We start from the raw sequence: 26,666 nt of genomic DNA, 5'->3' as shown, positions 1-26,666 counted from the left end.
CCACCATCGATCCAAACCGTCATTTTGAATGGTGGGCACGCTTGCGCTTTGCCCACCCTACGAAGGGGTTGCATGAGCGGCACACAATTTTCGCTCTTTCTGGCCGCAGCGCTGATCATCGCCTTCGTGCCTGGTCCCGGGATCTTCTATGTCGCCGCCAGGACACTGTCGGGCGGCCGGAAGACCGGCATCGCCTCGACATTGGGGACCGCGCTTGGCGGGCTGGTGCATGTGATCGCAGGCGCGCTTGGGGTGTCGGCGATCATCCTGGCCAGCGCCGAACTTTTCACGGTGCTCAAACTCGCCGGTGCGCTCTATCTGGTCTGGCTTGGCATCCGGACGTTTCGCGAGGGCCAACAGGCGATGGTGGAGGCGATCAGCCCGGCCGACGCACGACAGGCGTTTCGCGAAGGCGTGCTGGTCGAAGCCCTGAACCCGAAAACTGCGGCGTTCTTTCTGGCGTTCATTCCGCAGTTCATCGATCCCGCCGGCGCTCACCCTGCGCTGCAGTTCATCGCGCTCGGCCTGATCTCGGTATTGCTGAACACGCTCGCTGATGTCGTCGTGGTGATGATGGCCGCGACCGCGCGCGCGGGCCTGGTGCGGCGGCCGCGTCTCATTCAACGCCTGCGACAGGGTTCGGGGCTGTTCATCGCCGGGCTTGGCGTTTCGCTAGCGCTGGTGCGGCGGCCGGCGAATTAGCCTGTAGGATGGGTGGAGCGAAGCGATACCCATCGATTGCGTCGATCGAAAATGGTGGGCACGCTTCGCTTTGCCCACCCTACGAAACCGTTCGTTATGGCTAGCTCAACGTTCCCGCGTGCACCCACCAGCCGGGATGCTCACGCCGGATCTTCTCCGCGGCGCGGCCGGCGTCGGCGGTGTTTTCATAGATCGCAAAACAGGTCGCGCCCGAGCCCGACATCCGCGCCAGCCAGGCACCATTGGTGGCGTTGAGCGCGGCGATCACTTCACCGATCACCGGCTGGATGCGCATCGCCGGGGCTTCCAGATCGTTGGCGCTGGCCGCCAGGACTTCGACCCAATCTTCGACCGAGGCGCCGGCTTCCGGCCAGTCGACGCCCCGGAAAACGTCGGTGACGCCGACCAGCAATTCGCCGCTACGCAGGCCAAGTGCCTTGAACACGTCCTTGGTCGGAACGGGAACGCAGGGGTTGATCATCACGCACGGCATGATCGGCAGGCTGAGCGGCGTCAGGGTATCGCCGACCCCGGTCATGTCGCAGGCACGCGAGGCCAGGCAGACCGGCACGTCGGCGCCGGTCGCAAGTGCTACCTCGCGCAGCCGCTCGTCATCGAGCGACAGCCCGTTCAATTTTGCCAGCAGCCGAAGCGCGGCAGCCGCATCCGCCGAACCACCGCCGATGCCCGCCGCGACCGGCAGCACCTTGTCGAGCGTGAAAGTGCCGGACTTCAGGCCCGGCACCCGCTCTGCCAGCAGGCGCGTCGCCTTCAGCACTAGATTGTCCGATGTCTCGCCGCAGGCCTGCGCCAGCGGACCGGACATCTGCAATGTCAGATCGGAACCCGGCGTCAGCGTCAGCCGATCGGCGCAGTCGGCAAACGCCACCACGCTTTCCAGGTCATGAAAGCCGTCGGTGCGGCGGCCAACCACCCTCAAGGTCAGGTTGACCTTGGCACGCCCCTCATCAATCAACGCCGGCATTGCCGAACAAGCCCCCCAAGCCTTCGATCTAGCCGCCCTTGCCGTCTTCTTTTTTCTTGTCGGCCGAAGCCGCAGACGACGTGTCCTCGGGCAGACCATTGGCGATCTTGGCCTCGATTTTCGGCAGTTCTTCCGCCTCGGGCTTCAGGTCGCGGGCGTGCGCCCACTGGAACTTGGCTTCCAGTGTGCGGCCGACGCGCCAATAGGCGTCACCGAGGTGGTCATTGATGGTCGGATCCTCGGGCTTGAGATCGATCGCGCGCTCGAGGTTCTTCACCGCGTCCTCGAAATTGCCGATGCGGTAGAACGCCCAGCCCAGCGAGTCCACGATATAGCCGTCGTCGGGACGCTGATCGACGGCGCGCCGGATCATCTTCATGCCTTCGTCGAGATTGATGCCCTGATCGATCCAGGAATAGCCGAGATAGTTCAGCACATGCGGCTGTTCGGGCTGCAGCTCGAGCGCCTTGCGCATGTCGGCCTCGGCCTTGCTCCACTGCTTGGAGCGCTCCTGGCAAATGCCGCGATAGTAATAGGTGACCCAGGTGTTCTTGTCGGTCACGCCGGGCATCACGTCGATCGCCCTGGAATAGGTCGTCGCGCAATCGGCGAACTTCTTGCGGCCGCGCTCGATATTGCCGAGCGCCATGATGGCTTCGATGTCCTTGGGGTCTTCGGCGGTGACGTCCTTGAGGATCTTGATCGCCTGCTCGCTGCGATCGGCGGCGTCGAGATTGGTGGCGAGCTGAATCTGCGCGTTGCGCTTCAGCGGCGAACTCGCCGGCATGCGCTCGTAGACCTTGATCGCCATCGGCGGCTTCTTCACCGACTCATAGAGATCGGCCAGCGAGAGCAGCGCCAGCGGATGGTTGGGCTGCAGGTAAAGCGACAGCTGCAGATAGACCAGCGCCAGATCCTCGCCGCCGCGGCGGGTCAGCGTGGCCCCGATGCCGTACAGCGCCTCGGCCGCACCTGCCTGCGCCGATTCGATCAGCGGCGGCATCTTCTTGCCGGCCCGGGTCTCGCGCAGCGCCTCCTGCACCAGGGGATGCCGGGGCAGCTTCTTGTCGAACGCCTCGTAGATGCCGATCGCCGCCGCCGAGTCCTTGTTGCGCGACAGCCAGCGCCCATAGGCGTCGGACACGCGCAGCATGGAATCGTCGAGCTTGTAGGCGCGCTCGAAGCGGGCACCGGCGTCCTTTTCCTTGTTGGCGAGTTCAAGGATCATGCCGGTGTGCAGATCCTTGAAGATCGGATACCACTCCGGCCCGGTCAGCTTGTCGATGTTGGCGACCGCCGCCTTGGAATCGCCCGCCCCGAAGCTGGCCCAGCCCGACAACAGCGTCGCGACCAGATCGGTGATCGGTCCGCGGATCGACTGATTGATGTTGATCTGCGCAGTCGCGTATTTCTTCTGCTTCAGGTCGCGGACGCCGACGACCAGCCGGGCCACGCGGTTGGATTTGTCCTGCGTCAGAATGCGGTCGGCGAGCTTGACGGCCTCGTCGATGTCGCCATCCGCGAGCGAGGAGATGAAGGCGCGGTCGAGCAGCTCGTTGTTCTTGGGATCGGTGCGCAGCGCCGAACGGTAGAACGCCGCGGCCGAGCTGGCGTCGCGTTCGACGCTGGCATGACGCGCGGCCAGATAGCTGCCGGACGTGGTCAGCGACTTCAGATCGCTCTTGCTCGGAAACTGCGCCGAATTGTCGCCGGTATGCTCGGGCGTCTGCGCCAGCAGCGAGCCGGGCGCGGCAAGCGCGGCGACGGTGACAGCGGCGATGGTCCAGCGATTGAAACGAGTGGAAAGCATCACGGTTCGCCTAGCTCCAGGATTTATGGCGGAATCTTTTCGAGCGCTCTCGAATGCGGACATACGCGGCGGCATCAAGGCCCAGCGACAATGCCGCTTTTGGCGTTCAACCGCAAGGATACGGGGTGGCGAATCGATCGGCAGCAGGGTCCCCAGGATGTCCCCGTCCGCCGCCAATTCCACCCATTCGGCCCGCAGCCCCGGAAGACGCTTGTACTGTGGCGGTATCGTGGCCGGTACCGGGGTTACCCGGACACCTGCGGCCGTCCGCCATTAAACTCACGTAATCGTGGTCACATCCCCTGGTAATTGGGCCCGCCGCCACCTTCCGGCGGAACCCAGGTGATATTGCCGTTCGGGTCTTTGACGTCGCAGGTTTTGCAGTGGACGCAATTCTGGGCGTTGATCTGGAAGCGCGGACCGGAGGCCTCCTCGACCCATTCGTAGACGCCGGCCGGGCAATAACGGTTGGAAGGACCGGCAAAGACGTCGTGCTCGGAAGTCTTCTGCAGGTTCATGTCGGCGACCTTGAGGTGGATCGGCTGGTCTTCCTCATGGTTGGTGTTGGACAGGAATACCGACGACAGCTTGTCGAAGGTCAGCTTGCCGTCCGGCTTCACCGGCGCGATCGGTGTGTGCGTCCTGGCCGGATCCAGCGTCTTGCGATCCGGCTTGGCGTGCGACAGGGTTCCGAACAGCGAGAAGCCGAACAGCGTGTTGGTCCACATGTCGAGGCCGCCGAGCGGTACGCCGATCAGGGTGCCGAACTTAGACCACAGCGGTTTGACGTTGCGGATCGGGTAGAGGTCCTTGCCGACCTGCGAACCGCGCCACGCATTTTCGTATTCGGCCAGTTCATCATTGGCGCGGCCGGCGGCGAGCGCGGCCACAAGGTGTTCGGCGGCGAGCATGCCGCTGCCCATCGCGTTGTGCACGCCCTTGATGCGCGGCACGTTGACAAAGCCTGCCGCGCAACCGATCAGCGCGCCGCCCGGAAAGCTTAAGCGTGGCACCGACTGGTAGCCGCCCTCGGTGATCGCGCGCGCGCCATAGGACAGCCGCTTGCCACCTTCGAACACGGTGCGGATCGAGGGATGGGTCTTGAAACGCTGGAACTCGTCGAACGGCGACAGATAGGGGTCGTCGTAATTGAGATGCACGACGAAGCCGACCGCGACCTTGTTGTCGTCGTAGTGATAGAGGAACGAGCCGCCGCCGGTCGAATTGTTCAGCGGCCAGCCGAACGAATGCTGGATCAGGCCCTTCTGGTGTTTGGCGGGATCGATCTCCCAGACTTCCTTCAGCCCGATGCCGAATTTCGGCGGCTCGCTGCTCGCGTCGAGCGAGAATTTCGCGATCAACTGCTTGGAGAGGCTGCCGCGCGCGCCTTCGGCGAACAGCGTGTATTTGCCGAGCAGTTCCATGCCGCGGGTGAACGAATCCTTGTGGCTGCCGTCCCTGGCGATGCCCATGTCGCCGGTCGCAATGCCGCGCACCGCGCCTTGTTCGTCATAGAGCACTTCGGCCGCGGCAAACCCCGGATAGATCTCGACGCCGAGCGCTTCGGCTTTCGGCGCCAGCCAGCGGCAGACATCGCCGAGCGAGCCGATATAGCAGTGATGATTGTCCATCAGCTTCGGCATCGCGAATCCCGGCAGCCGGATCGCGCCGCCGCCCGTCATCCAGTAGAAGCGATCGTCCTTGACCTGCGTCTTCAGCGGGCAATCGGCGTCCTCGCGCCAGTCCGGAATCAGTTTGTCGAGCGAGACCGGATCGATCACCGCACCCGACAGAATATGCGCGCCGACTTCGGAGCCCTTCTCCACCACGACGATGTTGAGATCGGCGTTGAGTTGCTTGAGACGGATCGCAGCCGCGAGGCCAGACGGCCCGGCGCCGACGATCACGACGTCAAATTCCATGGACTCACGCGGCGGAAGTTCTTCGGTGCTCATGTTCTGGTCTCAGCCCAATTGAGAACGGCTCTAAGGTTCGTTTGTTTCCGATTTTTGCGCCGAGAACAACCATCGAAATGAAATCTCAGGCATTTCGCTGCCCCCGAATACATCCTAGATTGGAACGATGTCCATCGCGCCCGAACCCTCCCCTACCGTTCAGCAATTGCTGGCCTTTTATCTCGAGGCCGGGGTCGATTGCGCGTTGGCCGATGACCCGATCGACCGGCTTGCCGAGCCCGACAGCGCTACCATTGCCGCGCCGCGCGAAACCACGCCGCAAAGACTGGTGCGGGAAATGCCCGCCGCGGCGCCGGCAGTTTCGCGCAGCGAAATAGCGCCGGCGCCGGAAGCCGCGATCGCCTCGGCGCGGGAAGCGGCCCGAACCGCGCCGTCGCTGGAGGCGCTGCGCGCGCTTCTAGAGAATTTCGACGGCTGCGCGCTCAAGCACACCGCGACACGGCTGGTGTTCTGCGACGACAATCCGAAAGCGCGAATCATGTTCGTCGGCGAAGCCCCCGGACGCGACGAGGATATCGAGGGACTGCCGTTCGTCGGCCGTTCCGGCAAATTGCTCGACCGCATGATCGCGGCGATCGGCCTCGACCGCAGCAAGGCCTACATCGCCAACGTGATACCGTGGCGGCCGCCGGGCAACCGCACGCCGACGCCGCAGGAGACGCAAATCTGCCTGCCGTTCATTCAGCGGCAGATCGAACTGGTCAATCCGGACGTGCTGGTGACGCTCGGCAATCCCTCGACGCAGACGCTGCTGTCGACCCGCGAGGGCATCATGAAGACCCGCGGCAAATGGTTCGACTACGACACCGGCACCCGCTCCATCCGCGCCATCGCGACGTTCCACCCGGCGTATTTGTTGCGCTCACCGTCCTACAAGCGGATGTCGTGGCAGGACCTGCGCGCGATCGCGAAGGAATTGGAGAAGGTTTCCTCATCCTGAGGAGCCCGTCTTCGCCCGTTGGGCTTCGCCGGGCACGCCTTGTCCTTCCGGTGATTGGCTGCGCCACGCGTAGCCCGAAGGGCAAAGCGTGGTTCGAGACGCGCGAAGACGCGCTCCTCACCATGAGGGACTGCCTACGGCGCTTTCGGCCGCACGATCGCCCAGCCGACGCGCAGCAGCGGCTGCCTTCCATTCACCATCCATTCGAACGCGCGCGGCACTTCCGGCACGAGGCCCGGAAAGCGCAGTGCGATCTCGGGAGGCGGCGCGCCTGATGTGTCCGAGGCACGCCAGACCACGACGCCGCCGGTTTCATTGAACTTCGCGAGCGAAAGCCACGGCGTGCGTTCCGGCGTGGCGTCGAGCAGCAGATGCGGCCGCCCTTTATCCATCGCAACGAAGCTCGCGAGCTGCGGATCGCCGGCCACCGCGCGCAGCCGCTGGTTGGTGCGCCGCTCAAAACTGTCACCGAAGAAATGCGCGATGGTCCGCGCCGGCAACGAGGTCGGCACTTCGGCGCCGCTGGTCCAGGGCAGGAACAGCGTGGCCGCGATGGCCACGAAAGCCGGGGCGGCGATTGCCGCAGCCCAGACCGTGCGGAGCAGCCGCTGGCGCCGCAGATACACGAGATCGCCGGTCGCCACGATCACGGCCAGCCCCGACATCAGCAAGGCAACGCCGGCGCCGCCGGTAACGCGCTCGAGATTGAACACGCCGGCGATCAGGCTGCCAAACAGCGCCGGGCCGATGGCGAACGTATAGACGAACTGGCGCGCCAGCGGATCGATCTGCGGCCGGTAGATGATCGGCGCTTCCTCGGCCTTGCGGACAAACGCGCCGGAGTTGAGGATCACCAGCAGCACGATGCCGGCCGTCGCCAGCAACAGGCCGCCGAGCAGCCCGCCCCAGTGCATCGCCCTGCCCGAGAGATCATCGATGGCAGGCAAAGGCGGCATCGCCAGCACGTCGGCGCGAACGACCCAGATCAGATAGGGCAGCACGAGTACCACGATCACCAGTAGCGCGTACAGCGGATCGAGCGACATCAAGGTGCGCCGTCCGCGCGCGGTGGCGACGGCAAATCCGGCGATCAGCAGCAACAGCCCGAGCGCGGCCGACGTCGTCAGCAGCAACAGGCCCGCTTCGATCGACCAGGCGAACCAGGCGCTGCGCCGGTTCTGGCCGATCAATCGCCAGGAATGCAGCAACAGCAGCGCCCACAGCGGCCGCGCCAGCACCAGCGGGCCGAATTCGACGCCGGGCGAGCTGAAGGCCACCACCGTCATGCTCAAGAGCACCGCGAGCACCGCCTGCTGACCGCCGACAATGGCGCGCGCGAGCTGATAGAAGCCCCAGAAAGTGACGACCGCACAGATCTGCGCGAGCAGATAGACACCGAACACATGATTGCCGGCCGCGCGGAAGGCGATGTCGGCAAGCCAGAACGCCAGCGGCGGGCCGAACCAGGTCCCGACCTGATATTCCCTGCCGAATGCCAGAACGGTGGCGATATCGCCGGGCGGGCTGCGATAGAGCAGCATCGGCAGGATCAGCCACATTGCCGCCTGCAGCAGCACCACGAGCCAGACCACCAGCCGCGGCCGGGCGCGGATCAGTTCGACAACCAGGGAGGTGAAACGCATGGAACGTCCGAAATGCCCCAGCCGATCCCATCGGTCCGGCCTATTCGAGACCATTTGATAGAGCGCGCCAGCCGCCGAGGCAACTATCGCGTTTTCAAGCGAGGTGGATACCGGCGCGCGTCAGGAAACGCGTCAATGCAAGGTGCGTTAGAGAGCCGCCGAGACATCCGCGTCGATTTGCGTTTCGACCGTGAACAGATCGGGCTCGATGGTGCCGGGCTGATGTTTTTCGCGCGCGGCGATGACGGGCGCGAAAAAACGGCGGTGGTGGACGCTGGGACCCAAGCGGTCGAGCGCCTCGCGATGTTCCGGCACGGCGTAGCCCTTGTGGGTCTCGAAGCCGTAGCCCGGGCAATCCAGCGCCAGCGCGCACATCAGGCGGTCGCGCGTCACCTTGGCGATGATCGAAGCAGCCGCGATCGACATCACAATGCCATCACCGCCGATCACGGCGTCGCAGTCGCATGGCGCCTCGATCCGGTCGCGGCCATCGACGAACACATGTCTGGGGGTTTCCGGCAACGCGTGCACGGCGCGCGTCAGCGCCCACAGCGAGGCGCGCAGGATATTGTCGCGATCTATACGCGCCGGCGAGGCAAAGGCGACCGCAAACGACGAGGTCGCGCAAATCTCTTCGAACAGTTCCTCACGGCGCTCCGCCGTCAGCCGCTTCGAATCATCGATGCCTTTGGGAATTCGTTTGGGATCGAGAATCACGGCAGCGGCCACCACCGGGCCAGCCAGCGGACCACGCCCGGCCTCGTCGCAACCGGCAATCGGCCAGACGCCGCGCTTGATCAGCGCGCGCTCGCGGCGAAAGCTCGGCGGCGCCACCGCGACCACGCCCTTCGGCAGTTTTGCCTTTTTGGCCGCTGGTTTCTTGGCAGATTTATCCCGAATCATGCCGGGATGGTGGGCAAGCACGCGCCACGGCGCAACCGGGAACCGGGTGCAATTCCCGTTATTCAGTCACGACAGGTTGGTACCGACCCCTAATCCGCCAAATGAACCCGCCGGTCCTCGCCAACCTCGATGCCGGGGGCGACCACGACTTCCCAGGGATGATTGTCGGGATCGGCGAAATATCCGGAGTAGCCGCCATAGCTCGTTTCATGCGCGGGTTTGAGCAGCGAGGCGCCCTTGGCGATCGCAAAATCCAGCACGGTATCCACTTCCTCGCGTGAGGCGCAATTCCACGCCAGCGTCACGCCGCGGAAGGTCGTGGGCCGCGGATGGTCCGGCAGCGTCGCGTCCTGTGCGAGCTGACCCCACGGAAACAAGGCGATCACCGGGCCGCCGGTGTCGAAGAAGGCGACCGCCTCGCCGGTCGAGCGAATTCTTCGCGCAAAACCCAGTGCTTCATAAAAGGCGATGCTGGTGCGCATGTTGGTTACGCCGAGCGTGATGACGGTGAGGCGTGGGATGGGTGGATTCTTACTCATGCTACTTTCCCTTCGGTCATTGCTAGCGAAGCGAAGCAATCCATGCTTCCGCGCAAGAACTATGGACTGCTTCGTCGCCTCGCTCCCTTGCGCAAACGCTTCGCGTTTGTCGCAGGCAATGACGAACCTAAAACAAACTCAACTGCTGTCCGTTTCGCTTCGGCTTGACGAAATGGTCGGTGGTCAGTTTCAGGCGCCGCTTGTTCAGCCCGAGCTTCTCGCAGGCGATTTCGAAGCGGCGTCCAATCATCCAGGCCATCGGCCCGGTTCCCTTCATCCGGGTTCCCCATTGCGAGTCGTAGTCGCGGCCGCCGCGCATGTCGCGGATCAGCGTGAAGACGTGGCGATAACGGTCGGGATAATTCGCCATCAGCCACTCGCGGAAGAGATCGCGCACTTCCAGCGGCAGCCGCAGCAGCACGTAACTCGCCTCTTTCGCGCCGGCATGCGCCGCGGCATCCAAAATGCGCTCGATCTCGGAATCGTTCAGCGCGGGGATCACGGGGGCGACCATCACGGTTGCCGGAATGCCGGCCTCCGCCAGTTGCTTTATCGCTTCCAGCCGCTTCGGCGGAGTCGAGGCGCGCGGCTCCATGGTGCGCGCGAGTTTCGGGTCGAGCGTCGTCACTGACAGGGCGACCTTGACCAGATTGCGTTTTGCCATCCGCTGGAGGATGTCGATGTCTCGCGTTACCAGCGCCGATTTGGTGACGATGCCGACCGGATGGCCGGCACGCTCCAGCACTTCGAGAATGCCGCGCATGATCTTGTATTTGCGCTCGATCGGTTGATAGGGATCGGTATTGGTGCCGATCGCAATCATGCGCGGTTCGTAGCCCGCCGCCGCCAGTTCCTTTTCCAGCAGCTCCGGCGCATCGGGTTTGGCGAGCAGCTGGGTTTCAAAATCAAGTCCGGGCGACAGCCCGAGATAGGCGTGGGTCGGCCGCGCGAAGCAGTAGACGCAGCCATGCTCGCAGCCGCGATAGGGGTTGATCGAGCGGTCGAAGCCGATATCGGGCGAGTCGTTGCGGGTGATGACCTTGCGCGAGGTGTCGAGCCCGACCGTGGTCTTGAACGCCGGCAGGTCTTCGAGGCTCTGCCAGCCGTCGTCGAAGGCGACGCGGGCCTCGGCCTCGAAGCGGCCGCTGTCGTTGGACTGGGCGCCGCGGCCACGCCGCCGCTCGCGCTCGATCGCGACATCAAGCTCAGGAAAAGGAGTAGCACCCGCCGGTTCGGAGGGCGCCGTGACCGGCGGGTGCTTGAGGGCATGAGAGGATGCTCGGCTCATGCTTGGAACGTAACACGTCTTTAGAACAAAGCAAGAACATCGATCGATAAATCCACACGAGGGCTGCCGCAAAAATCCGCATGCCAACGGATGTTTTGAATGTGACAAGGTGATAACAAGCGGCGTTTTTCACCGTTTGAGCCAACGAAGCCTCATTATGCTGAGCGTGATCATCCCCACTGAAGGTGTCGAACAGCCCGCCGTCGCCACCCTGGCGGCGCTGGTGCCGGGCGCCGCTGCCGGTTTGATCCGCGAAGTAGTGCTGGTCGACCGTTCCGCAAGCAGCGTGATCGAGCGGGTCGCCGACGTAGCCGGCTGCCGCTTCATGGCCTTCGAGGGAACCCGCGCTGCGGCACTCGCCGCCGGCGCCCGCCAGGCGCGCTCGCCATGGCTGATGTTCCTGCACGCCGGCGCCGTGCTCGACTCGGGCTGGATCGAAGAGACCGCGCAATTCATCCAGAGCGTATCGAGCAGCGGCCGGCCTCGCGCCGGGATCTTCCGCTATGCCCGCTCGCCTTACGCCGACGCCGGCTTGCGCGATGGCCTCAAATTCATCGCCCGCATGGTCACGGGACCCTCGGCGGAACAGGGCCTGCTCATCGCGCACGATCATTACGACCGGCTTGGCGGCTACCGGCCGGACGTCCGCCGCTCCGAAGCCCGCCTGCTGCGCCAGCTCGGCCGGCGCTCCCGCACCATGCTGCGCAGCCGGATCATGGTGGTGGCCTAGGCGCCCCTCCCAAGGCCAGACACAAAATCGCGAAAACAACCCCATGCAAAGATAGAACGGGCTCCGGTTCGCACCAGAATATACTTGCCAAAGTCAAATAATTATCTGACAATGGCAAGTATTGAGGTGCGCCATGTCCCAAAGCAATTCCGGCGAAGAGGTCGCGGCGGTCCGCGCCTTCAACCGCTTCTACACCCGCAAGCTCGGCGTGCTCGACCAGCAACTCATGAAGAGCCCATTCTCGCTCAGCGAGGCGCGGGTGCTGTACGAACTCGCCTATCGCGAAGACCTCTCGGCCAAGGAGATCGGCGCCGAACTCGGGCTCGACGCCGGCTATCTCAGCCGGATCGTGCAAAACTTCGACGAGAATGGATTGCTGACCCGCAAGGCGCTGCCGGCGGATCGGCGGCAATTCCAGCTCGCCCTGACGGCCAAGGGACGCCAGACCTTCGCCAAGCTCGAGCGCAGCATGCAGGACGACATCGGCGCAATGCTGGCCGCGTTGCCGCGCGGCGGCAGCCAAAAGCTCGTCGGCGCGATGGCCGAGATTGAGCGGCTGCTCGGTGAAAAGAGCGCCGCAGCATCGCCCGCGATCCTGCGCACGCACCGTCCCGGCGACATGGGCTGGGTGGTGCAGAGCCACGGCGCGTTCTACGCCAGCGAATATGGTTTTGACTCCTCGTTTGAAGCGCTGGTGGCGGAGATCGCGGCGAAATTCCTGACCTCGTTCGATGCCTCGCGCGAGCGCTGCTGGATTGCCGAGCTTGATGGCGCCCCGGTCGGGTCGGTCTTTGTAGTCAAGCATAGCGACGATGTCGCCAAGCTGCGTCTGCTGCTGGTCGATCCGGCCGGACGCGGCCAGCGATTGGGCCAGCGGCTGGTCGCCGAATGCGTCGCCTTCGCGCGGGCGACCGGCTATCGGAGGATGACATTGTGGACCCAGAGCATCCTGGTCGCCGCCCGCAAGATCTATCAGGACGCCGGCTTTGTGCTGGTCGCGACCGAGCCGCATCGAAGTTTTGGTCAAAGCCTTGTTGGCGAGACGTGGGAAATGGAATTGTGACTCTCTGCTCCGTCATTCCCCGATGTGCAATTGCACATCTGAGGATGCGCCTCTTGGCGCAGGCCCGGAATCCATTCATCCACGCAACTTGCCGCCTAATGGATTCCGGGCTCGCGCTACGCGCGCCCCGGAATGACGAATTACACCGACGCGCCCTTGGCTTTCGGGCGGCGCAGATGTTCGTCGAGCCGCGGCATGATCTCGACGAAATTGCACGGGCGGGTGCGGTAATCGAGCTGGGCGGCGAGGATGCCGTCCCAGCCGTCGCGGCAGGCGCCGGGCGAGCCCGGCAGGCAGAAGATGAAGGTCGCGCCGGCAACGCCAGCGGTGGCGCGGCTCTGCACCGTCGAGGCGCCGATCTTGGCGTAGCTCAGCATGTGGAAGGCGGTGGAGAAACCGTCCATCCGCTTTTCGAACAGCGGCTCGACCGCTTCCGGCGTGACGTCGCGGCCGGTGAAGCCGGTGCCGCCTGTCGTGATGATGGCATCGACGCCAGGATCGGCGATCCATCGGCGGATGATGACGCGGATCGCATCGACGTCGTCGACGATGATCTCGCGCGCCGCCAGATGATGGCCAGCGGCGACCAGCCGGTCCGCCAGCGTCGCCCCCGACTTGTCATCGGCAAGCGCGCGCGTGTCCGAGATCGTCAACACGGCGATATTGAGCGGTACGAATTGCTTGGTTTCGTCGATGGAGGACATATTACTCGATCCCGTGTCCCGGACGCGGTGCAGCGTGCAACGCTGCTCCGCAGAGCCGGGACCCATGTGTGTGTGGTGGCATGGGCCCCGGCTCTGCAGCGCATCACTTCGTGCTGCGCAGCGTCCGGGGCACGTGCACCTATTCTACAACGCCCCCGCGGCAAACGTATTGCAAGACTGCACGGTGCCCTGCTTGTAGCCGGTCATGAACCATTGCTTGCGCTGGGCGGCGGAGCCGTGGGTGAATGAATCAGGCACCACCCTGCCCGTCGCCTTGCGCTGCAGCGTGTCGTCGCCGATCGCGGTGGCGGTGGCCAGTGCAGCTTCGATGTCGCCGGGTTCGACGAAGCCCGGACGTTTCTTCTCCTCGCGGTTGACCCAGACGCCGGACAGGCAATCCGCCTGCAATTCGACCTTGACCTGCAGCGCGTTGGCTTCTGCCTTGCTGCCGGCCTGCTCCTGCATCCGCTGCACGCGCGGCAGAATGCCGAGCAGGTTCTGGATGTGATGGCCGGCCTCATGCGCGATGATATAGGCGGTGGTGAATTTGCAGGAGCTGCCCGAACAGCCGCGAAACTTGGTCTCGACCTCGCGGAAGAACTGGGTGTCGAGGAAGATCTGCTTGTCCGGCGGGCAATAGAACGGCCCCATCGCCGATTGCGCCATGCCGCAGCGCCCGCCATTGGTGGCGCCACGGAACAGCACGATGCGCGGCCCCTTGTAGGTTTGCCCGCTGGCCTGGAAGATCTCGTTCCAGCGGTCGTCGATCTCGCCGAGCACGCCGGCAATCATGCTGCCCATCTCGTCCTTGGGCGCGCCGGTCCTTGCCGGGCCCGAGTTCTGGCGATCGGTCTGGTAACTCGGGGCCTGCTGTTGGCCACCGGTGAGGATTTCGGCACCGCCGATCAGGATGCGGGGATCGATGCCGAAGGCATAGCCGAGAATCCCGAGCACGAGGATGGTGCCGATGCCGAGCCCGCCACCGCCGCCCATCGGAATGCCGAAGCCGCCACCACCACCACCACCGCTGTCGTCGCGACGGTCGTCGATCGAGTCGCTGCGGCGGAAGTCATCGTAACGCATGGCGCAAATTCCTCATCCCGGCGGATTGCCCTTAATTACCCAACGCAGCACAGACGTAAAATTTCCATTCCGTTAATCAATAACCCGCCCGGCAATTATTGCCTAGCGCCGTTTCCATTCCGATTGAATCGGACGGGCCGCCAGATTCTTGATTTGACACCTTTTCTTGACGCGCACCGGCATCCATCCCGCATCAAGTGCGGGTCAAGCTTCGCTGGAAAACGCTTTGGTGCGCTTAAACGCTAATCAGCCCCGGCAAATCTGTCCGAGCAGCAATACTGATTAAGTCGATTTTTACTTTGCCCGGTCAATGTATCGCCAGTCGGTTGTTTAGTCCCGCGTCGCCGACAGCGTCGCCTGAGTCAGAGTAATTGAGTCATGGTAGAGTCGCGTCGCGGGGCGTCTGCAAGGGCGCCCCGCACTAAATTCGAGTCCGAAGAGAGTGTTCGTATCGTCGTAGGCGATTGCGTCGCCGAGATGTCGAAGCTTCCGGCAGGCTCCGTCGATCTGGTGTTCGCAGATCCGCCGTACAATCTGCAGCTCAAGGGCGATCTCAAGCGTCCCGACGAATCGCATGTCGATGCCGTCAACAACGACTGGGACAAGTTTTCATCCTTTGCCGCCTATGACGATTTCACCCGCGCCTGGCTGCTGGCCTGCCGCCGCGTCATGAAGCCGTCGGCGACGCTCTGGGTGATCGGCTCCTACCACAACATTTTCCGCGTCGGCTCGATCATGCAGGACCTCGGCTTCTGGGTCCTCAACGACATCGTCTGGCGCAAGACCAATCCGATGCCGAATTTCCGCGGCCGCCGCTTTACCAATGCGCACGAGACCATGATCTGGGCGGCGCGCGACGAGAAAGCAAAAGGCTATACCTTCAACTATGAAGCCCTGAAGGCCGCCAACGAGGACGTGCAGGCGCGTTCCGACTGGCTGATTCCGCTTTGCACCGGCGACGAGCGCCTCAAGGGCGACGACGGCAAGAAAGTGCATCCGACCCAGAAGCCCGAGGGCCTTCTGGCGCGCGTGCTGCTGTCGTCGTCAAAGCCCGGCGATCTCGTGATCGATCCCTTCAACGGCACCGGCACGACAGGCGCCGTGGCAAAACGTCTCGGCCGCCGCTACATCGGCTTCGAGCGCGACAAGACCTATGCGAGCGCGGCCGAAGCCCGCATCGCGGCGATCGAACCGCTGCCAGAAGCGACGCTGGCGCCCTTCATGACCGCGCGCGACGCACCCCGTGTGGCGTTCTCCGAACTGATCGAGCGCGGCATGATCTCGCCCGGCACCAAACTGGTCGATTCCAAGAAGCGCCACGGCGCCCTGGTCCGCGCCGACGGCGCCATCATGCTCGGCGACAAGGTCGGCTCGATCCACCGCATCGGCGCGGTGGCCCAGGGCTCCGGCGCCTGCAACGGCTGGACCTTCTGGCACGTCGAGACCAAGAAGGGCTTGCGGCTGATCGACGAGCTGCGCGCCGAGATCCGCTCCGGGATGGCGGCGGGCTGATCCCCGCTTCGCGCTTTATTCACCCTGACGAGCGCAGCGTCGTCATGGCTGCTCGCTGTGCGCCCTGCTCACCGCCAACATGCGACCAGAAAGCCGCTCCGAGATACCAGCCCTGTGATTTTCGCAGTCTGCCGCCCCCTGTTTTGCCGCGATTCGTAGCTATATTGATTGCTTCCTTAGACCCATACAGGCCGTCATTTGCGGCCACAGCGAGCCGTCCGATGCGCTCCCAATCCGATTCATTACTCGTGTTGCCCCTGCTGCCGATCTTCCTGATCGGCGTGCCCCCGATCCTGCTGTTCACCTTGCTGGGCTTTGCCGGCTTCGTCATACTCGGCGTGCTCCTGATTTGCGTCGGCCTGACCGAGCGGCTGGAAGCGAACAGCGATTTCAACCAGCAGATCATCGTCCACGGCTATGCGCGCCGGTCGGAGCGGATGATCCAGGCGTCGAACCTGCACTCGGCCATTCGTTTCGCGACCATCGTCGACCTGGCGGGTGCGGGATTGATCATCGTCGGGCTGGTCGGCTTTTTCTACCTCGGCTGATCGGCTTCTGCCTAAGCTGAGCGGCGCGGTGGGCACCTTTGCCGCGCCGGCGCCCTGCCTCACGGACTCGTCGGTTGCGCTCCTTCCGAAAATTTGAGCATGGACATGCCGCGCTGCGGTAGGGTCACCCGCGCCCGGCTCGCAACGCTGGCAGGCAAGAAGCAAAGGGAGTTTTCCAAAAATGCTCAAATTCTATTTCAACGGCTCGCCCAACCCGACCAAAGTCGCGCTCTTCCTCGAGGAACTGGGTCAGCCATTCGAGCCGGTCGCGGTCGACACCCGCAAGGGCGATCAGTTCAAGCCGGAATTTTTGAAGATCAATCCCAATGCCAAGGTGCCGGCGATCGACGACGACGGCGTGCTCGTCTTCGACAGCAACGCCATCCTGCTCTACCTCGCCGAGAAGACCGGCAAATTCCTGCCATCGAACACGCCGCAGAACCGCGCGCAGCTGCTCTCATGGCTGATGTTCGTCGCGACCGGCATCGGGCCCTATTCGGGCCAGGCGGTGCACTTCAAGCACTTTGCGCCGAAGGAACAGAACCACGACTATGCCCATAACCGCTACCAGTTCGAGGCGCAGCGCCACTACGCCGTGCTGAACGATCACCTCGCCGGCAAGAAGTATATGGTCGGCGACACCTACACCATTGCCGACATGGCGCTGTGGGGCTGGGCGCGGATGGCCGCCTTCGTGATGAGCGACGAAGCCGCCGCGAAATACGCCAACGTCAAGCGACTGGTCGACGAGATATCGGCGCGTCCCGCGGCGGCCAAGGCGATCGCGCTGAAAGACAAGTTCACCTTCAAGGCCGAGATGGACGACGAGGCGCGCGGCAACATGTTCAAGCACCTCTCTACCAAGGCGGCCTGATCCGGCCCGCACGTAGGGTGGGCAAAGGCGCGTTAGCGCCGTGCCCACCATCTTCATCGAGCAAGGATTGGTGGGCACGCTTGCGCTTTGCCCACCCTACGAACTGACAATTAGTCGATCGCCGCCACCACCTCGATTTCGATCAGCCAGCCCGGCCGCGCCAGGCGGCTGACGACCACGAGCGTGCTCGCAGGCGGCTTTTCCTTGTTCAGGTAGCGGTCGCGTATCGCCCGCATTTTCGGCAGGTCGTCCTGGCTGACCTCGGCAACGAGATAGGTGTTCAGCTTGACGATGTCGGCCATGGTGGCGCCGGCCGCTTCCAGCGCGAGTTTGAGGTTCTTGAACACCTGCTCGACCTGCGCCTCGAAATTGCCTTCGCCGACCATCTTGCCGGATGCGTCGGCCGAAACCTGACCCGCCACATAGACCAGCGTGCCCTTGTTGACCTTGGCGACGTGCGAATAGCCGGTCGGCGGCGGCAGCGTCGCCGGGCTGAAGATTTCCTTGCTCATATCGATCTCCCTTTATTATTTCCGCCAGAACGGCTTGCCGACTTCGCAGCCCATCTCGGGCGGGCAGAGTCCGATATCCTCTAGTTCGCGCGCGCTCATGACAGAGAGTTGACGCCGGGAACGGCGGCGCTCCCGCCAGACCCGGACGAGAGCGATGATAGCCGCGATGACCGCGCGCGTCGAACTGAGGCGACTGCGCACCTGCTGGCGTTGCCGGCTGCCGCCGCAAACGCTGCTCAACGCGTCAACCCGCAAGTTTCCGCGCCTTCACGCTTTCTTTGGGAAACGGTCCCAGAACCCGCTCGCACAAGGTCGAGTCCTGGTACTCCCGAATTTCGCGGATCTTGCCGTTCTCGATCCGATAGAGCAGGCAATAATGATTGTCGTAGCGCTCTCCGGCGTGGGTCACCATATCGCCGCGGGCTTCCACCACGACCCATTCGTCGTCCGCAATGAACCGGAACGGAACGGTGCGGCGATGCTTCAACAGGGAAGAGACATAGCCGTGGAGGTCACGCATCACGGATTCCTTGCCGTGAAAGGTCTGCGACCAGGAGTACTGGCCGGTGACGGTCATGGTTACGTCATCGGCCAGGGCATCGGCGAACGACGTGCGGTCGCCGGCGGCAACGTCGGCGACGATTCTCTCCATCAGCTTCTTGTTTTCGGCGGCGCTCATAGCGGGTTTTCTCCGTGATCTGATGTTTCAGATCATCGCGCGCCGCGCGACATTCTTCCAATCGATAGAAGATATGATATATATTCACTCAATGAATTTGAATTCGCTTGACCTCAATCTGCTGGTCGCGCTCGACGCGCTGCTGCTGGAAGCCAATGTCAGCCGGGCGGCGATGCGGATCGGGTTGTCGCAGCCGGCCACCAGCCACGCGCTGCAACGGCTGCGCGATTTGATCGGCGATCCCCTGCTGGTGCGCAACGGCGCCCGCATGGAGCTGACGCCGCGCGCGCTGGCGTTGCGCGGGCCACTGGCGCAGGCGCTCGACCAGGTGCGCTCCCTGTTCATATCTGATGATTTCGACGCCGCGCGCAGCGAACGGCATTTTCGCCTGATGATGCCGGACCTCGCCGTCGAACTCTTGATGCCGCCGCTGATGGAGAAGATCACAAAGGCTGCGCCGAACGTGCGCATCGACGTGGTGCCGTGGCGGAGCTCTCCGATCATGACCGCCGAATTCGCCCGCACGCTCGATATGGTGATCTCGATCGGCGACGCCTTCCGCGGCTTCCACCGCCAGCTTCTCTATACCGACAGCGATGCGCTGGCGGTGCGGCGCGGCCATCCCGCCGCCGCCAAATTGAAGAAGCGCGACGGTTTTCTCGCCGCGCGGCATGTCGCGGTGGTGATCCGCGGCCAGAACGAGGATCTGATCGACATGTGGCTGCGGCCGAAGGGGATCGAACGGAAAATCGCGCTGGTCGTGCCCGGCTATATCGAGGCGCTGCATGTCACCGCGCGAACCGACCTCGTCGCCTTCGTGCCGCACCGCCTGATCGGCGCATTATCGAAGCAATTGTCGCTCGTAGCCATCGCGCCACCGTTCGATCCCGGAATCGACGAGCAGTTCATGTTCTACCCGACCCGCGCCCAGGTGGATCCCGGCTCGATCTGGCTGCGCAACATCATGCTCGGCATCGGCCGCGAGATGGAGCGGGACCGGAAGAAGGCGGTGTGACTTTGTAGGGTGGGCAAAGGCGCCCTTGCGCCGTGCCCACCATTCCCGCCGTGCTCTTGATGGTGGGCACGCTTCGCTTTGCCCACCCTACGACGATCTCACACCTTCTCTTCTGCCAGCGCCTTCTGCACGGCGGGCCGGTCCTTCATGCGCTTGAAATGGTCGGCAACCTTCGGCAGCGTCGCGATGTCGACGCCGTCGCCTTCCAGCCATCCCGTCAGCGTGAAAAGATAGGGGTCGCAGATCGTGTAGGTCTCGCCCATCATCCACGGCCCCTTGAGCATCTTCTGCTCGAGCAGCGCAAAGACCGCACCCATGCTTTTCGGAAGCGTCTTCTTCATGTCCGCAAAGGAGGATTCTTCCGTGGCCCAACGATAGCCACGCCCCTTGTGGGAATGCGCCACGTGTACCGTCGAAGACAAATAGCTGTTGATGGCCTGCACCTGCGCGAACGCAAAGGGATCATCGAGCGGCGCCAGTTTTGCTTTCGGAAAGGTCTGCGCGATGTAGGCCAGCATCGCCACGTTCTCGGTCAGGACGCCGCGATCGGTGACCAGCGCTGGCACGCGGCCTTTCGGATTGATCGCCAAATATTCCGGACTTTGCTGCTGGTTGGTCTTGAAGTCGATCCGCTCGGCGGTGTAGTCGGCGCCGGCTTCCGCCAGCGCGATGTGGGTGGCGAGCGCGCAGGTGCCGGGGGCAAAATAGAGCTTGAGCATGTTGGTCCTCACGGGTGATGCCTCAGGTTAGCGGCGCATTGCTGTGCCGTCTATCCCAGGCGAACCCTGAAGTGGCACTCACGCCGCGCGGGGCTGCAACTTGCCGATGTAGACGCTGACGATGGTGTCGTCGGCGGGATAGAACTCCGGCGCCACCGCCTGGATCTGGGCCTGAATGCACTTCCACGCCCCGCTCTCGAACAGGTAGGTATCCGTGTACATTGTCATCCCGGTGACATCCTTGCCGTCGCGGCGGCGGATCGCCTTGTTGGTGGAGCGCACCAACGCGACGTCGCCGATGACGGTGATGAGTTCGTCGCGGACGTCCCAGTACGGGATCAGTTTCGGATCGAAGGCGGTCGCCCAGTATTTCAGATAGGTCGCGCGATCCCAGCGCTGTCCGGTCGGCCAGATGCTGATGAAGGCGGGGTGCAGGATGGCGTCGTGCGAGGCCACGTCGTTGGTGATGAAATTATGGATGAAGCGGGCGTTCAGCGCGCGCAATTCGTCCATCGTCTCGGCGGATTGATCCTTACGTGTCGCGAGTTGCATCGTCATCTCCTCTGCTTTTGTCAGAGCGCCATCGTGCGCGCCATCTCTGCGGTGGCATCGTCAGCCGGGAAAAAGCATTCGATCTTGATCTGTTGCAGCGCCGCGTCCGTCGGCATTGCGAGCGTCGTGAAGGTGGAAAAGAACGCGAGCCGGAAGTCGCCTTTGGCGAGCTGCATGATCATCACGGGCGAGGCGGCGTGCGAAAGGCGCGGAAGCCGCCATTCGGCCGGCAGCTCGGGATAGGCCATGATCTCGTCGAACAGGCGCGCGGCCGCACGGCTGCCCTGCGCGACGTCGCGGTGCAGTATCTGGATCATCTGGCCGGCGAAGTCTTCCCAGTTCACGATGAACTGCCGCAGGCCTTTTGGATGGAAAACGACGTGCATGGCGTTGTCGGCAACGCCGGCTTCCATCCGGTATGAATCGCGAAAGGTCTTGAGCAGGCGCGCGGACCCCTGGTTGCGCATCCGAACGTCCCAGTGCCCATCGACCACGATCCCCGGATACGGCTCCTGCTGCCGCAGCATGAAATCCAGCGCCTGCTGCACCGGCTGCAGATTGTCCGCCGCCAGCCCCTTGTCGCCATAGGGCGGCACGAAGCCCGCCGCGACGTGCAAGGCATTGCGCTCCTCGAGCGGCAGATCGAGCGCGCTGCCGAGCAGTTGCACCATCTCGCGGCTCGGCTGCGACCGGCCGGTTTCCAGGAAGCAGACATGCCGTGCCGACACGTTGGCATCGACGGCCAGCTCGATCTGGGTGAGGCGGCGTACGCCTCGCCAATGTTTCAGCAGGCTGCTGAACTGGCTGGCCGCGACATCGTGGGAATTTGGTGTAGGCGCGCTCATGCGACGCAATCTAGACCATCACGTCAGAACGGCAATTACCTCCGATGTAAGTGACAAGCCTATAGCTCCCTGCAAAGCTCGCACGCAGGTCAGCCGGAGAGCACTCATGGACGATAACGCGATCAAGGAAGTCGTCACCCAGTACATGGCGGCGTGGAATGAGCCGGATGCTGCGGCCCGGCAGGCGCTGCTTGAGCGATGCTGGAGCGATGGCGGCGTCTATCTCGATCCCAGGGTCTCGCTGACGGGACGGGACGAACTCGCCCGCCACATCGCCGCAATGCAGGCGTCGCGGCCGGGCGCGCGGCTGGAGTTCATGAGCGGCATCGACGCGCACCATAGCGTGGTCCGCTTCCTCTGGCGCCTGGTGCGCGCGGACGGCAGCTGCGGCGATGTCTCGATCGATTTTGGCGAGGTCGGCCCCGACGGCCGGCTGGTCAGGATCATCGGCTTCTTCGGCGCTCCGCCCGCGCTGGCGTGAAGCGTTGGGAACGGGATAACGGCCAGGTTTTCGCAGTTGCCCCCTGCCGCCCCTCATGTCATGACGCCCCTGTATGACAGGGGCGTAGACATGACCGTACTCATCGCCGGCGGTGGCATTGGCGGACTGACGCTGGCGCTCAGCCTGCACCAGATCGGCGTTCCCGCACGCGTATTTGAAAGCGTGCCGGAGTTGCGGCCGCTCGGCGTCGGTATCAACGTGCTGCCGCATGCGGTGCGCGAGCTGATCGAGCTCGGCCTGCACGACCGGCTCGATGCAGCCGCCGTCCGCACCAAGGAACTGGCGTATTTTTCCAAGCACGGCAAACCGATCTGGAGCGAGCCGCGCGGCGTCGAAGCCGGCTACAAATGGCCGCAATTCTCGATCCACCGCGGCACGCTGCAGCAGATCCTGCTCGATGCGGCCACCGAACGGCTCGGAAAAGAGAACATCCTCACCAGCCACCATCTCACCGGCTGGACGGAAAGCGCCGATGGCGTCCGCGCCGAATTCATCGACAAGGCAACCGGAAAAGCTGCCGGCCACCATGACGGCGTATTGCTGATCGCGGCCGACGGCATTCATTCGGCGATCCGCGAAAGACTTTATCCGCAGGAAGGCCCGCCGATCTGGAACGGCCGCATCCTGTGGCGCGGCATCACGACCTCGGACGCATTCCTGTCCGGCCGCACCATGATCATGGCCGGTCACGAGATCCTGAAATTCGTCTGCTATCCGATTTCGAAGGCGCCGGACGCCTCAGGCAAGTTCAACATCAACTGGGTGGCCGAGCGGCACATGCCGCCGACCTATCAGTGGCGCCGAGAGGACTATAACCGAACCGCTGACCTCAACGAATTCCTGCCCTGGTTCAAGGACTGGAAGTTCGACTGGCTCGACGTGCCCGGCCTGATCCGCAATTGCCCGCATGCGTATGAGTATCCGCTGGTCGACCGCGATCCGATCCCGCAATGGACCTTCGGCCGCGTCACATTGATGGGCGACGCCGCGCATCCGATGTACCCGATCGGCTCCAACGGCGCCTCGCAGGCGATTTTGGATGCCCGCGTGATCACCCGCGAAATCCTGGCGCACGGCCCGACCAACGCCGCGCTCGCAGCCTACGAGGCCGAGCGCCGGCCCGCGACCACTGATCTTGTCATGCTGAACCGGCGCAACGGGCCGGAACAGGTGATGCAGATGGTCGAGGAACGTGCGCCCGACGGCTATGAGGTCGTCACCGACGTGCTGTCGCTGCAAGAGCTGGAAGACATCGCCGCCAATTACAAGCGCGTCGCCGGTTTTCAGGTCGAAGGCCTCAACGCCAAGCCGCCGATCGTGCAGCTCGGGCGCTAACGACCTGATAGCTTCGAAGTCTCGACCAGCCGCGCGCTGGTGGTGGCCGTTGCCAAGACGGCGCCGTCTTCAGACATCAGCCTGCCCTCGACAAAGGCGATGGTCCTGCCGAGCTGCGTGACGTTGGCTTCACCAACAATCTTGCCCGGCTTGGCCGGGGTTAGAAAATTCACCGTCATGGTGATGGTCGCGGTGTAAAGTTTTCCGTCGGTCATCGCGAACACCGCCGGCCCCATGGTGTCGTCGAGCATCGCAGAAAGAATGCCGCCCTGAACGAAGCCGGCCGGGTTGCAGAAATCCTTGCGGCCGTCGAAGCCGATCCGGATCCAGCCCTCGTTGGGGCGCGCATCAAGCAGGTGCCAGCCGAGCAGCTTTGAGGATGGCGGGGGCGTAAGACGGTCGAGCGCGGTTGCGATCATGAAATCCTCCTGATCGCAGCGTTGTAGCGGAGGCCTGCTGACAGCATGGTGTCAGCAGACAAAGACAATCTCCTAAATATCCAGCCCATGCGCGATCGCCTTGCGCATAACATTGGGCAAGGCTTCACCCGCGAGCGTCGCGATCGGCACCCAGCGCATTCCCTCGGGCGGGCGCGTCCGTGCGGCCACCTTCGCCGTGTAGATCACCAGCTCGAGCGGAAAATGCGTGAAGACATGCGTCACCACGCCCGCCTTGCGATGCCATTTGGCGATGCCCGTGAGGGCAGGCGCCTGCTGCAACGCCGCCTTGTCGTCGTGGCCGGCGAGCCAGTCCGAGCCCGGCACTTCGGTCATGCCGCCGAGCAGGCCTTTTTCTGCGCGGGTGCGAACCAGCAATTCATCGCCGCGCGTGACGATGAAGGCCGCGCCGCGGCGCAGCGTACCGGACTTCTTCGGCGCCTTGCGTGGAAAGGTCTCCTGGTCGCCGCGCGTAAGTGTGAGGCAATCATCATTCAGAGGACACAGCACGCAAGCCGGCTTCTTCGGCGTGCAGATCGAGGAGCCAAGATCCATCAGCGCCTGCGCGCTATCGCCGGCGCGAGACTTTTCGTCGCCGGGTCCCAACAAGGTCGCCGCCAATTGCTGGATCAGCGGTTTGGCCTGCGGCAACGGTTCCTCGACCGCAAACAGCCGCGACACCACGCGCTCGATATTGCCGTCGACCGGCATAGTGCGCCGGTCGAACGCAATCGCCGAGATCGCCGCTGCCGTGTACGGCCCGATCCCCGGCAGCGCGCGCAGACCTTCCTCGGTATCCGGAAACACCCCGCCATGGTCGCGCAACACCGCCACCGCGCAGGCGTGAAGATTGCGCGCCCGCGAATAGTAACCGAGCCCTGCCCACATCCGCAGCACGTCATCGAGCGAGGCCCGGCCCAAGGCCGCGACATCGGGCCAGCGCGTCACAAACTTCAGGAAATACGGCCCGACCGTTTTGACGCCGGTCTGCTGCAGCATGATTTCGGACAGCCAGACCCGGTAGGGGTCCGCGCGCTCCCCCGCCGGCGGCCGCCACGGCAGCACGCGGCGATGGCGATCGTACCAATCAAGCAGCAGCGCGGGACGGCCGGGAGTCGCCTTGGGCGGGTCTCGTCGTTTTGTCTTGGTGGCTGCCAGGGAACTCATGCGAGCACTCTAGTGGCTGGGTGCAAATCTCTCCACGTCATGCCCGCGCTTGTCGCGGGCATCCACGTCTTTCTTTGACCGTTCCTGTCGCGAGCCGCGGCATGCTATAAGCCCCCATGGCAAAACCCGGCCCGATCTTCGCAAAACCGCTTTCCGTCCTGCTCGGCGACGTGTTTTCCGACGCCTATGCCAAGCAGGGGTTCGCCGCACGCGAACTGGTGACGCGCTGGGCCGAGATTGCCGGGCGCGAAATCGCGGCCCATTCCGAGCCCCTGAAGATGCAATGGCCCCGCCCGGTCGAGGGCCAGCCGCAGGAACCGGCCACGCTAATCCTGCGGGTCGAGGGCCCGATGGCGCTGGAAATCCAGCATTCCTCTGATGTCATCCTGGAGCGGGTCAACCGCTTCTTTGGCTGGAGCGCGGTCGGACGGCTGGCGCTGCGGCAGGCGCCGCTGTCGCGCCGGGACCGGCCAAAACCGTCCCGCGCGCCGGACCCGAAGGCGGTCGCCGAGATCGCCAAAACCCTGTCCTCGGTCGAGGACGACGAATTGCGCGAGGCGCTGGCGCGGCTCGGTGCTTCGATCAAGCGAAATTGAGCCTGCCGCGCGCCCGGCCCGCGGCAACCTGCCATTGCCACAATTATCGTTTCAAGCTACCCGAAGGCTCGTTTTTCGTACTTCTTCGGGCGTGAACGCGCCAATCGGGAGCTGACCTTGATCATCACGCGCCGCGCCTTCACTGCCGCCCTTTCGCTGACCGGGCTTGCCGTTCTCGCCGGCTTCTCGCCGCTGCGGCTGATCAACGACGCGCTGGCGCAGGGCGCCGCCGACGTCGCCAAGCCGCAATCGCTGCCCGACATGGCGCTCGGCCCGGCGAACGCCTCGGTCACCATCACCGAATACGCCTCGATGACCTGCCCGCATTGCGCGGCGTTTACCGAAAACGTTTTTCCCAAGATCAAGTCGGAATTCATCGACACCGGCAAAATCCGTTTCGTGTTCCGCGAATTCCCGCTCGACATCAAGGCCGCCGCCGGTTCGATGCTGGCGCGCTGCATCGCCAAGGACGACGCCCCGAAATATTTCGCGGTCGTCGACCTTCTGTTCAAGCAGCAGAACGACTGGGTGCTGAAGAACACCACCGAGACGCTGATCCGGATCGGCAAGCAGGCCGGCCTCACGCAGGCGGCGGTGGAAGATTGTCTCAAGGACCAGAAGCTGCTCGACAAGATCGCCGCCGACCAGAAATACGCCGCCGAAGTGCTGAAGGTGCAGTCGACGCCGACCTTCTTCATCAATGGCGAGATGATCAAGGGCGAGCAGAGCTTCGAAGAGTTCAGCAAACGCATCAATGCGATGCTCAAGAGCTGACCGGCGCGCCGGAGCCTTTTCCGTTCCGATGGAATCGGAACGGGGCTCTCGATTTTTGTTTTGACGCGTTTGCTTCACGCGAAACCGGGATCCACCCCCCGGATCAAGTCCGAGGGCATGCTTCGCTGGAAAACGCTCTACGGACGTCAAATCCCTGTTGAAAACCTGATTCGCCCACCGGATTCATACGGGCCTGTAAGCCCTGCAAAAACCTCGATAAAAGGCTTGGGAAA

General features: G+C 63.7%; 29 protein-coding genes. 12 read left to right on the top strand and 17 right to left on the bottom strand.

The features are described 5' to 3' along the window. Positions 1 to 72 precede the first annotated feature (72 nt). Positions 73 to 702 carry a LysE family translocator gene (locus JQ641_RS27765; protein ID WP_211999063.1) on the top strand — a complete coding sequence of 210 codons (630 nt, stop codon included), beginning with the start codon at positions 73 to 75 and terminating at the stop codon, positions 700 to 702. 100 nt (positions 703 to 802) lie between these two features. Here the strand turns inward: JQ641_RS27765 and JQ641_RS27760 are convergent, their stop codons facing one another. The 3 genes from JQ641_RS27760 to JQ641_RS27750 form a co-directional block, all read right to left on the bottom strand. Beyond that, positions 803 to 1,687 (bottom strand): 4-(cytidine 5'-diphospho)-2-C-methyl-D-erythritol kinase, encoded by an 885-nt coding sequence (locus JQ641_RS27760; RefSeq protein WP_211999062.1) that lies wholly within the window; start codon positions 1,685 to 1,687, stop codon positions 803 to 805. A gap of 28 nt (positions 1,688 to 1,715) precedes the next feature. Further along, positions 1,716 to 3,497 carry a tetratricopeptide repeat protein gene (locus JQ641_RS27755; protein ID WP_211999061.1) on the bottom strand — a complete coding sequence of 594 codons (1,782 nt, stop codon included), beginning with the start codon at positions 3,495 to 3,497 and terminating at the stop codon, positions 1,716 to 1,718. A gap of 293 nt (positions 3,498 to 3,790) precedes the next feature. Beyond that, the gene (locus tag JQ641_RS27750) at positions 3,791 to 5,452 is read right to left on the bottom strand and encodes an electron transfer flavoprotein-ubiquinone oxidoreductase (RefSeq protein ID WP_211999060.1); all 1,662 of its coding nucleotides are present in this window, start codon (positions 5,450 to 5,452) and stop codon (positions 3,791 to 3,793) included. Positions 5,453 to 5,585: 133 nt separating this feature from the next. On the opposite strand from JQ641_RS27750, the gene JQ641_RS27745 reads away from it, so the two are divergent. Further along, entirely contained in the window at positions 5,586 to 6,413 is an 828-nt protein-coding gene (locus JQ641_RS27745) for a uracil-DNA glycosylase (RefSeq protein WP_211999165.1), read from the top strand. A 134-nt stretch (positions 6,414 to 6,547) separates the two neighbouring features. Here JQ641_RS27745 and JQ641_RS27740 read toward each other — a convergent pair whose 3' ends face one another. From JQ641_RS27740 to JQ641_RS27725, 4 genes are all read right to left on the bottom strand, one after another. Further along, positions 6,548 to 8,056 (bottom strand): glycosyltransferase family 39 protein, encoded by a 1,509-nt coding sequence (locus JQ641_RS27740; protein WP_211999059.1) that lies wholly within the window; start codon positions 8,054 to 8,056, stop codon positions 6,548 to 6,550. Between the two features lie 147 nt (positions 8,057 to 8,203). Next, the gene (gene rnhB, locus JQ641_RS27735) at positions 8,204 to 8,959 is read right to left on the bottom strand and encodes a ribonuclease HII (protein ID WP_211999058.1); all 756 of its coding nucleotides are present in this window, start codon (positions 8,957 to 8,959) and stop codon (positions 8,204 to 8,206) included. Between the two features lie 89 nt (positions 8,960 to 9,048). After that, positions 9,049 to 9,498 (bottom strand): VOC family protein, encoded by a 450-nt coding sequence (locus tag JQ641_RS27730; RefSeq protein ID WP_211999057.1) that lies wholly within the window; start codon positions 9,496 to 9,498, stop codon positions 9,049 to 9,051. Between the two features lie 127 nt (positions 9,499 to 9,625). Further along, the gene (locus tag JQ641_RS27725) at positions 9,626 to 10,786 is read right to left on the bottom strand and encodes a PA0069 family radical SAM protein (protein WP_211999056.1); all 1,161 of its coding nucleotides are present in this window, start codon (positions 10,784 to 10,786) and stop codon (positions 9,626 to 9,628) included. Between the two features lie 157 nt (positions 10,787 to 10,943). On the opposite strand from JQ641_RS27725, the gene JQ641_RS27720 reads away from it, so the two are divergent. Together JQ641_RS27720 and JQ641_RS27715 are read left to right on the top strand one after the other, a co-directional pair. Continuing rightward, complete coding sequence (locus tag JQ641_RS27720) at positions 10,944 to 11,516, top strand: glycosyltransferase (RefSeq protein WP_211999055.1); 573 nt, start codon at positions 10,944 to 10,946, stop codon at positions 11,514 to 11,516. A gap of 133 nt (positions 11,517 to 11,649) precedes the next feature. Continuing rightward, a complete protein-coding gene (locus JQ641_RS27715; protein ID WP_211999054.1) occupies positions 11,650 to 12,579 on the top strand; it encodes a bifunctional helix-turn-helix transcriptional regulator/GNAT family N-acetyltransferase in 930 nt (309 codons plus the stop codon). A gap of 140 nt (positions 12,580 to 12,719) precedes the next feature. On the opposite strand, the gene moaB is transcribed toward JQ641_RS27715, so the two are convergent. After that, positions 12,720 to 13,283, bottom strand: a complete 564-nt coding sequence (gene moaB / locus JQ641_RS27710) for a molybdenum cofactor biosynthesis protein B (RefSeq protein ID WP_192738587.1) — start codon at positions 13,281 to 13,283, stop codon at positions 12,720 to 12,722. A 144-nt stretch (positions 13,284 to 13,427) separates the two neighbouring features. After that, positions 13,428 to 14,366 (bottom strand): KPN_02809 family neutral zinc metallopeptidase, encoded by a 939-nt coding sequence (ypfJ, locus tag JQ641_RS27705; RefSeq protein WP_211999053.1) that lies wholly within the window; start codon positions 14,364 to 14,366, stop codon positions 13,428 to 13,430. Positions 14,367 to 14,744: 378 nt separating this feature from the next. On the opposite strand from ypfJ, the gene JQ641_RS27700 reads away from it, so the two are divergent. The 3 genes from JQ641_RS27700 (at position 14,745) to JQ641_RS27690 (ending at position 17,300) form a co-directional block, all read left to right on the top strand. Next, a complete protein-coding gene (locus tag JQ641_RS27700) occupies positions 14,745 to 15,878 on the top strand; it encodes a site-specific DNA-methyltransferase (protein WP_211999052.1) in 1,134 nt (377 codons plus the stop codon). Between the two features lie 221 nt (positions 15,879 to 16,099). Continuing rightward, a complete protein-coding gene (locus JQ641_RS27695) occupies positions 16,100 to 16,426 on the top strand; it encodes a hypothetical protein (RefSeq protein ID WP_211999051.1) in 327 nt (108 codons plus the stop codon). A gap of 181 nt (positions 16,427 to 16,607) precedes the next feature. Further along, entirely contained in the window at positions 16,608 to 17,300 is a 693-nt protein-coding gene (locus JQ641_RS27690) for a glutathione S-transferase family protein (protein WP_211999050.1), read from the top strand. Between the two features lie 110 nt (positions 17,301 to 17,410). Here the strand turns inward: JQ641_RS27690 and JQ641_RS27685 are convergent, their stop codons facing one another. From JQ641_RS27685 to JQ641_RS27675, 3 genes are read right to left on the bottom strand one after another with little or no spacing between them, the layout of a single operon-like run. After that, positions 17,411 to 17,812, bottom strand: coding sequence for a RidA family protein (locus JQ641_RS27685; RefSeq protein WP_211999049.1), 402 nt, complete (start codon positions 17,810 to 17,812; stop codon positions 17,411 to 17,413). 15 nt (positions 17,813 to 17,827) lie between these two features. Further along, positions 17,828 to 18,013: a DUF1127 domain-containing protein gene (locus JQ641_RS38915; RefSeq protein ID WP_502755005.1), complete on the bottom strand. Its 186-nt coding sequence runs from the start codon at positions 18,011 to 18,013 to the stop codon at positions 17,828 to 17,830. 43 nt (positions 18,014 to 18,056) lie between these two features. Further along, positions 18,057 to 18,491, bottom strand: coding sequence for a nuclear transport factor 2 family protein (locus tag JQ641_RS27675; protein WP_211999047.1), 435 nt, complete (start codon positions 18,489 to 18,491; stop codon positions 18,057 to 18,059). Between the two features lie 91 nt (positions 18,492 to 18,582). Here JQ641_RS27675 and JQ641_RS27670 point away from each other — a divergent pair, with 91 nt between their 5' ends. Continuing rightward, complete coding sequence (locus JQ641_RS27670; RefSeq protein ID WP_211999046.1) at positions 18,583 to 19,506, top strand: LysR family transcriptional regulator; 924 nt, start codon at positions 18,583 to 18,585, stop codon at positions 19,504 to 19,506. Positions 19,507 to 19,604: 98 nt separating this feature from the next. Here the strand turns inward: JQ641_RS27670 and JQ641_RS27665 are convergent, their stop codons facing one another. From JQ641_RS27665 to JQ641_RS27655, 3 genes are all read right to left on the bottom strand, one after another. Then, positions 19,605 to 20,225, bottom strand: a complete 621-nt coding sequence (locus tag JQ641_RS27665) for a glutathione S-transferase family protein (protein ID WP_211999045.1) — start codon at positions 20,223 to 20,225, stop codon at positions 19,605 to 19,607. A 78-nt stretch (positions 20,226 to 20,303) separates the two neighbouring features. Continuing rightward, entirely contained in the window at positions 20,304 to 20,777 is a 474-nt protein-coding gene (locus tag JQ641_RS27660) for a nuclear transport factor 2 family protein (protein ID WP_211999044.1), read from the bottom strand. Positions 20,778 to 20,797: 20 nt separating this feature from the next. Next, positions 20,798 to 21,622: a helix-turn-helix domain-containing protein gene (locus JQ641_RS27655; protein WP_211999043.1), complete on the bottom strand. Its 825-nt coding sequence runs from the start codon at positions 21,620 to 21,622 to the stop codon at positions 20,798 to 20,800. A gap of 106 nt (positions 21,623 to 21,728) precedes the next feature. Between JQ641_RS27655 and JQ641_RS27650 the strand changes: the two genes are divergently transcribed. Both JQ641_RS27650 and JQ641_RS27645 read left to right on the top strand, forming a co-directional pair. Continuing rightward, complete coding sequence (locus JQ641_RS27650; RefSeq protein ID WP_211999042.1) at positions 21,729 to 22,103, top strand: Cif family virulence factor; 375 nt, start codon at positions 21,729 to 21,731, stop codon at positions 22,101 to 22,103. Positions 22,104 to 22,193: 90 nt separating this feature from the next. Further along, complete coding sequence (locus JQ641_RS27645) at positions 22,194 to 23,459, top strand: flavin-dependent oxidoreductase (RefSeq protein WP_211999041.1); 1,266 nt, start codon at positions 22,194 to 22,196, stop codon at positions 23,457 to 23,459. Here JQ641_RS27645 and JQ641_RS27640 read toward each other — a convergent pair. Together JQ641_RS27640 and JQ641_RS27635 are read right to left on the bottom strand one after the other, a co-directional pair. Continuing rightward, positions 23,456 to 23,878, bottom strand: coding sequence for a PaaI family thioesterase (locus tag JQ641_RS27640; RefSeq protein WP_211999040.1), 423 nt, complete (start codon positions 23,876 to 23,878; stop codon positions 23,456 to 23,458). The genes JQ641_RS27645 and JQ641_RS27640 overlap by 4 nt on opposite strands. Before the next feature lie 72 nt (positions 23,879 to 23,950). After that, complete coding sequence (locus JQ641_RS27635; RefSeq protein ID WP_211999039.1) at positions 23,951 to 25,063, bottom strand: A/G-specific adenine glycosylase; 1,113 nt, start codon at positions 25,061 to 25,063, stop codon at positions 23,951 to 23,953. A 116-nt stretch (positions 25,064 to 25,179) separates the two neighbouring features. Here JQ641_RS27635 and JQ641_RS27630 point away from each other — a divergent pair, with 116 nt between their 5' ends. Next, on the top strand, positions 25,180 to 25,659 hold the full coding sequence (locus JQ641_RS27630) for a DUF721 domain-containing protein (protein WP_211999038.1): 480 nt from the start codon (positions 25,180 to 25,182) through the stop codon (positions 25,657 to 25,659). A 117-nt stretch (positions 25,660 to 25,776) separates the two neighbouring features. Continuing rightward, the gene (locus tag JQ641_RS27625) at positions 25,777 to 26,433 is read left to right on the top strand and encodes a DsbA family protein (RefSeq protein WP_211999037.1); all 657 of its coding nucleotides are present in this window, start codon (positions 25,777 to 25,779) and stop codon (positions 26,431 to 26,433) included. Positions 26,434 to 26,666: the final 233 nt, after the last annotated feature.

Source organism: Bradyrhizobium sp. JYMT SZCCT0180, assembly GCF_018130165.1.
Lineage (GTDB): Bacteria > Pseudomonadota > Alphaproteobacteria > Rhizobiales > Xanthobacteraceae > Bradyrhizobium.
The sequence above is the reverse complement of the archived record's forward strand: the minus strand, read 5'-3'. Positions and strand labels throughout refer to the sequence as shown.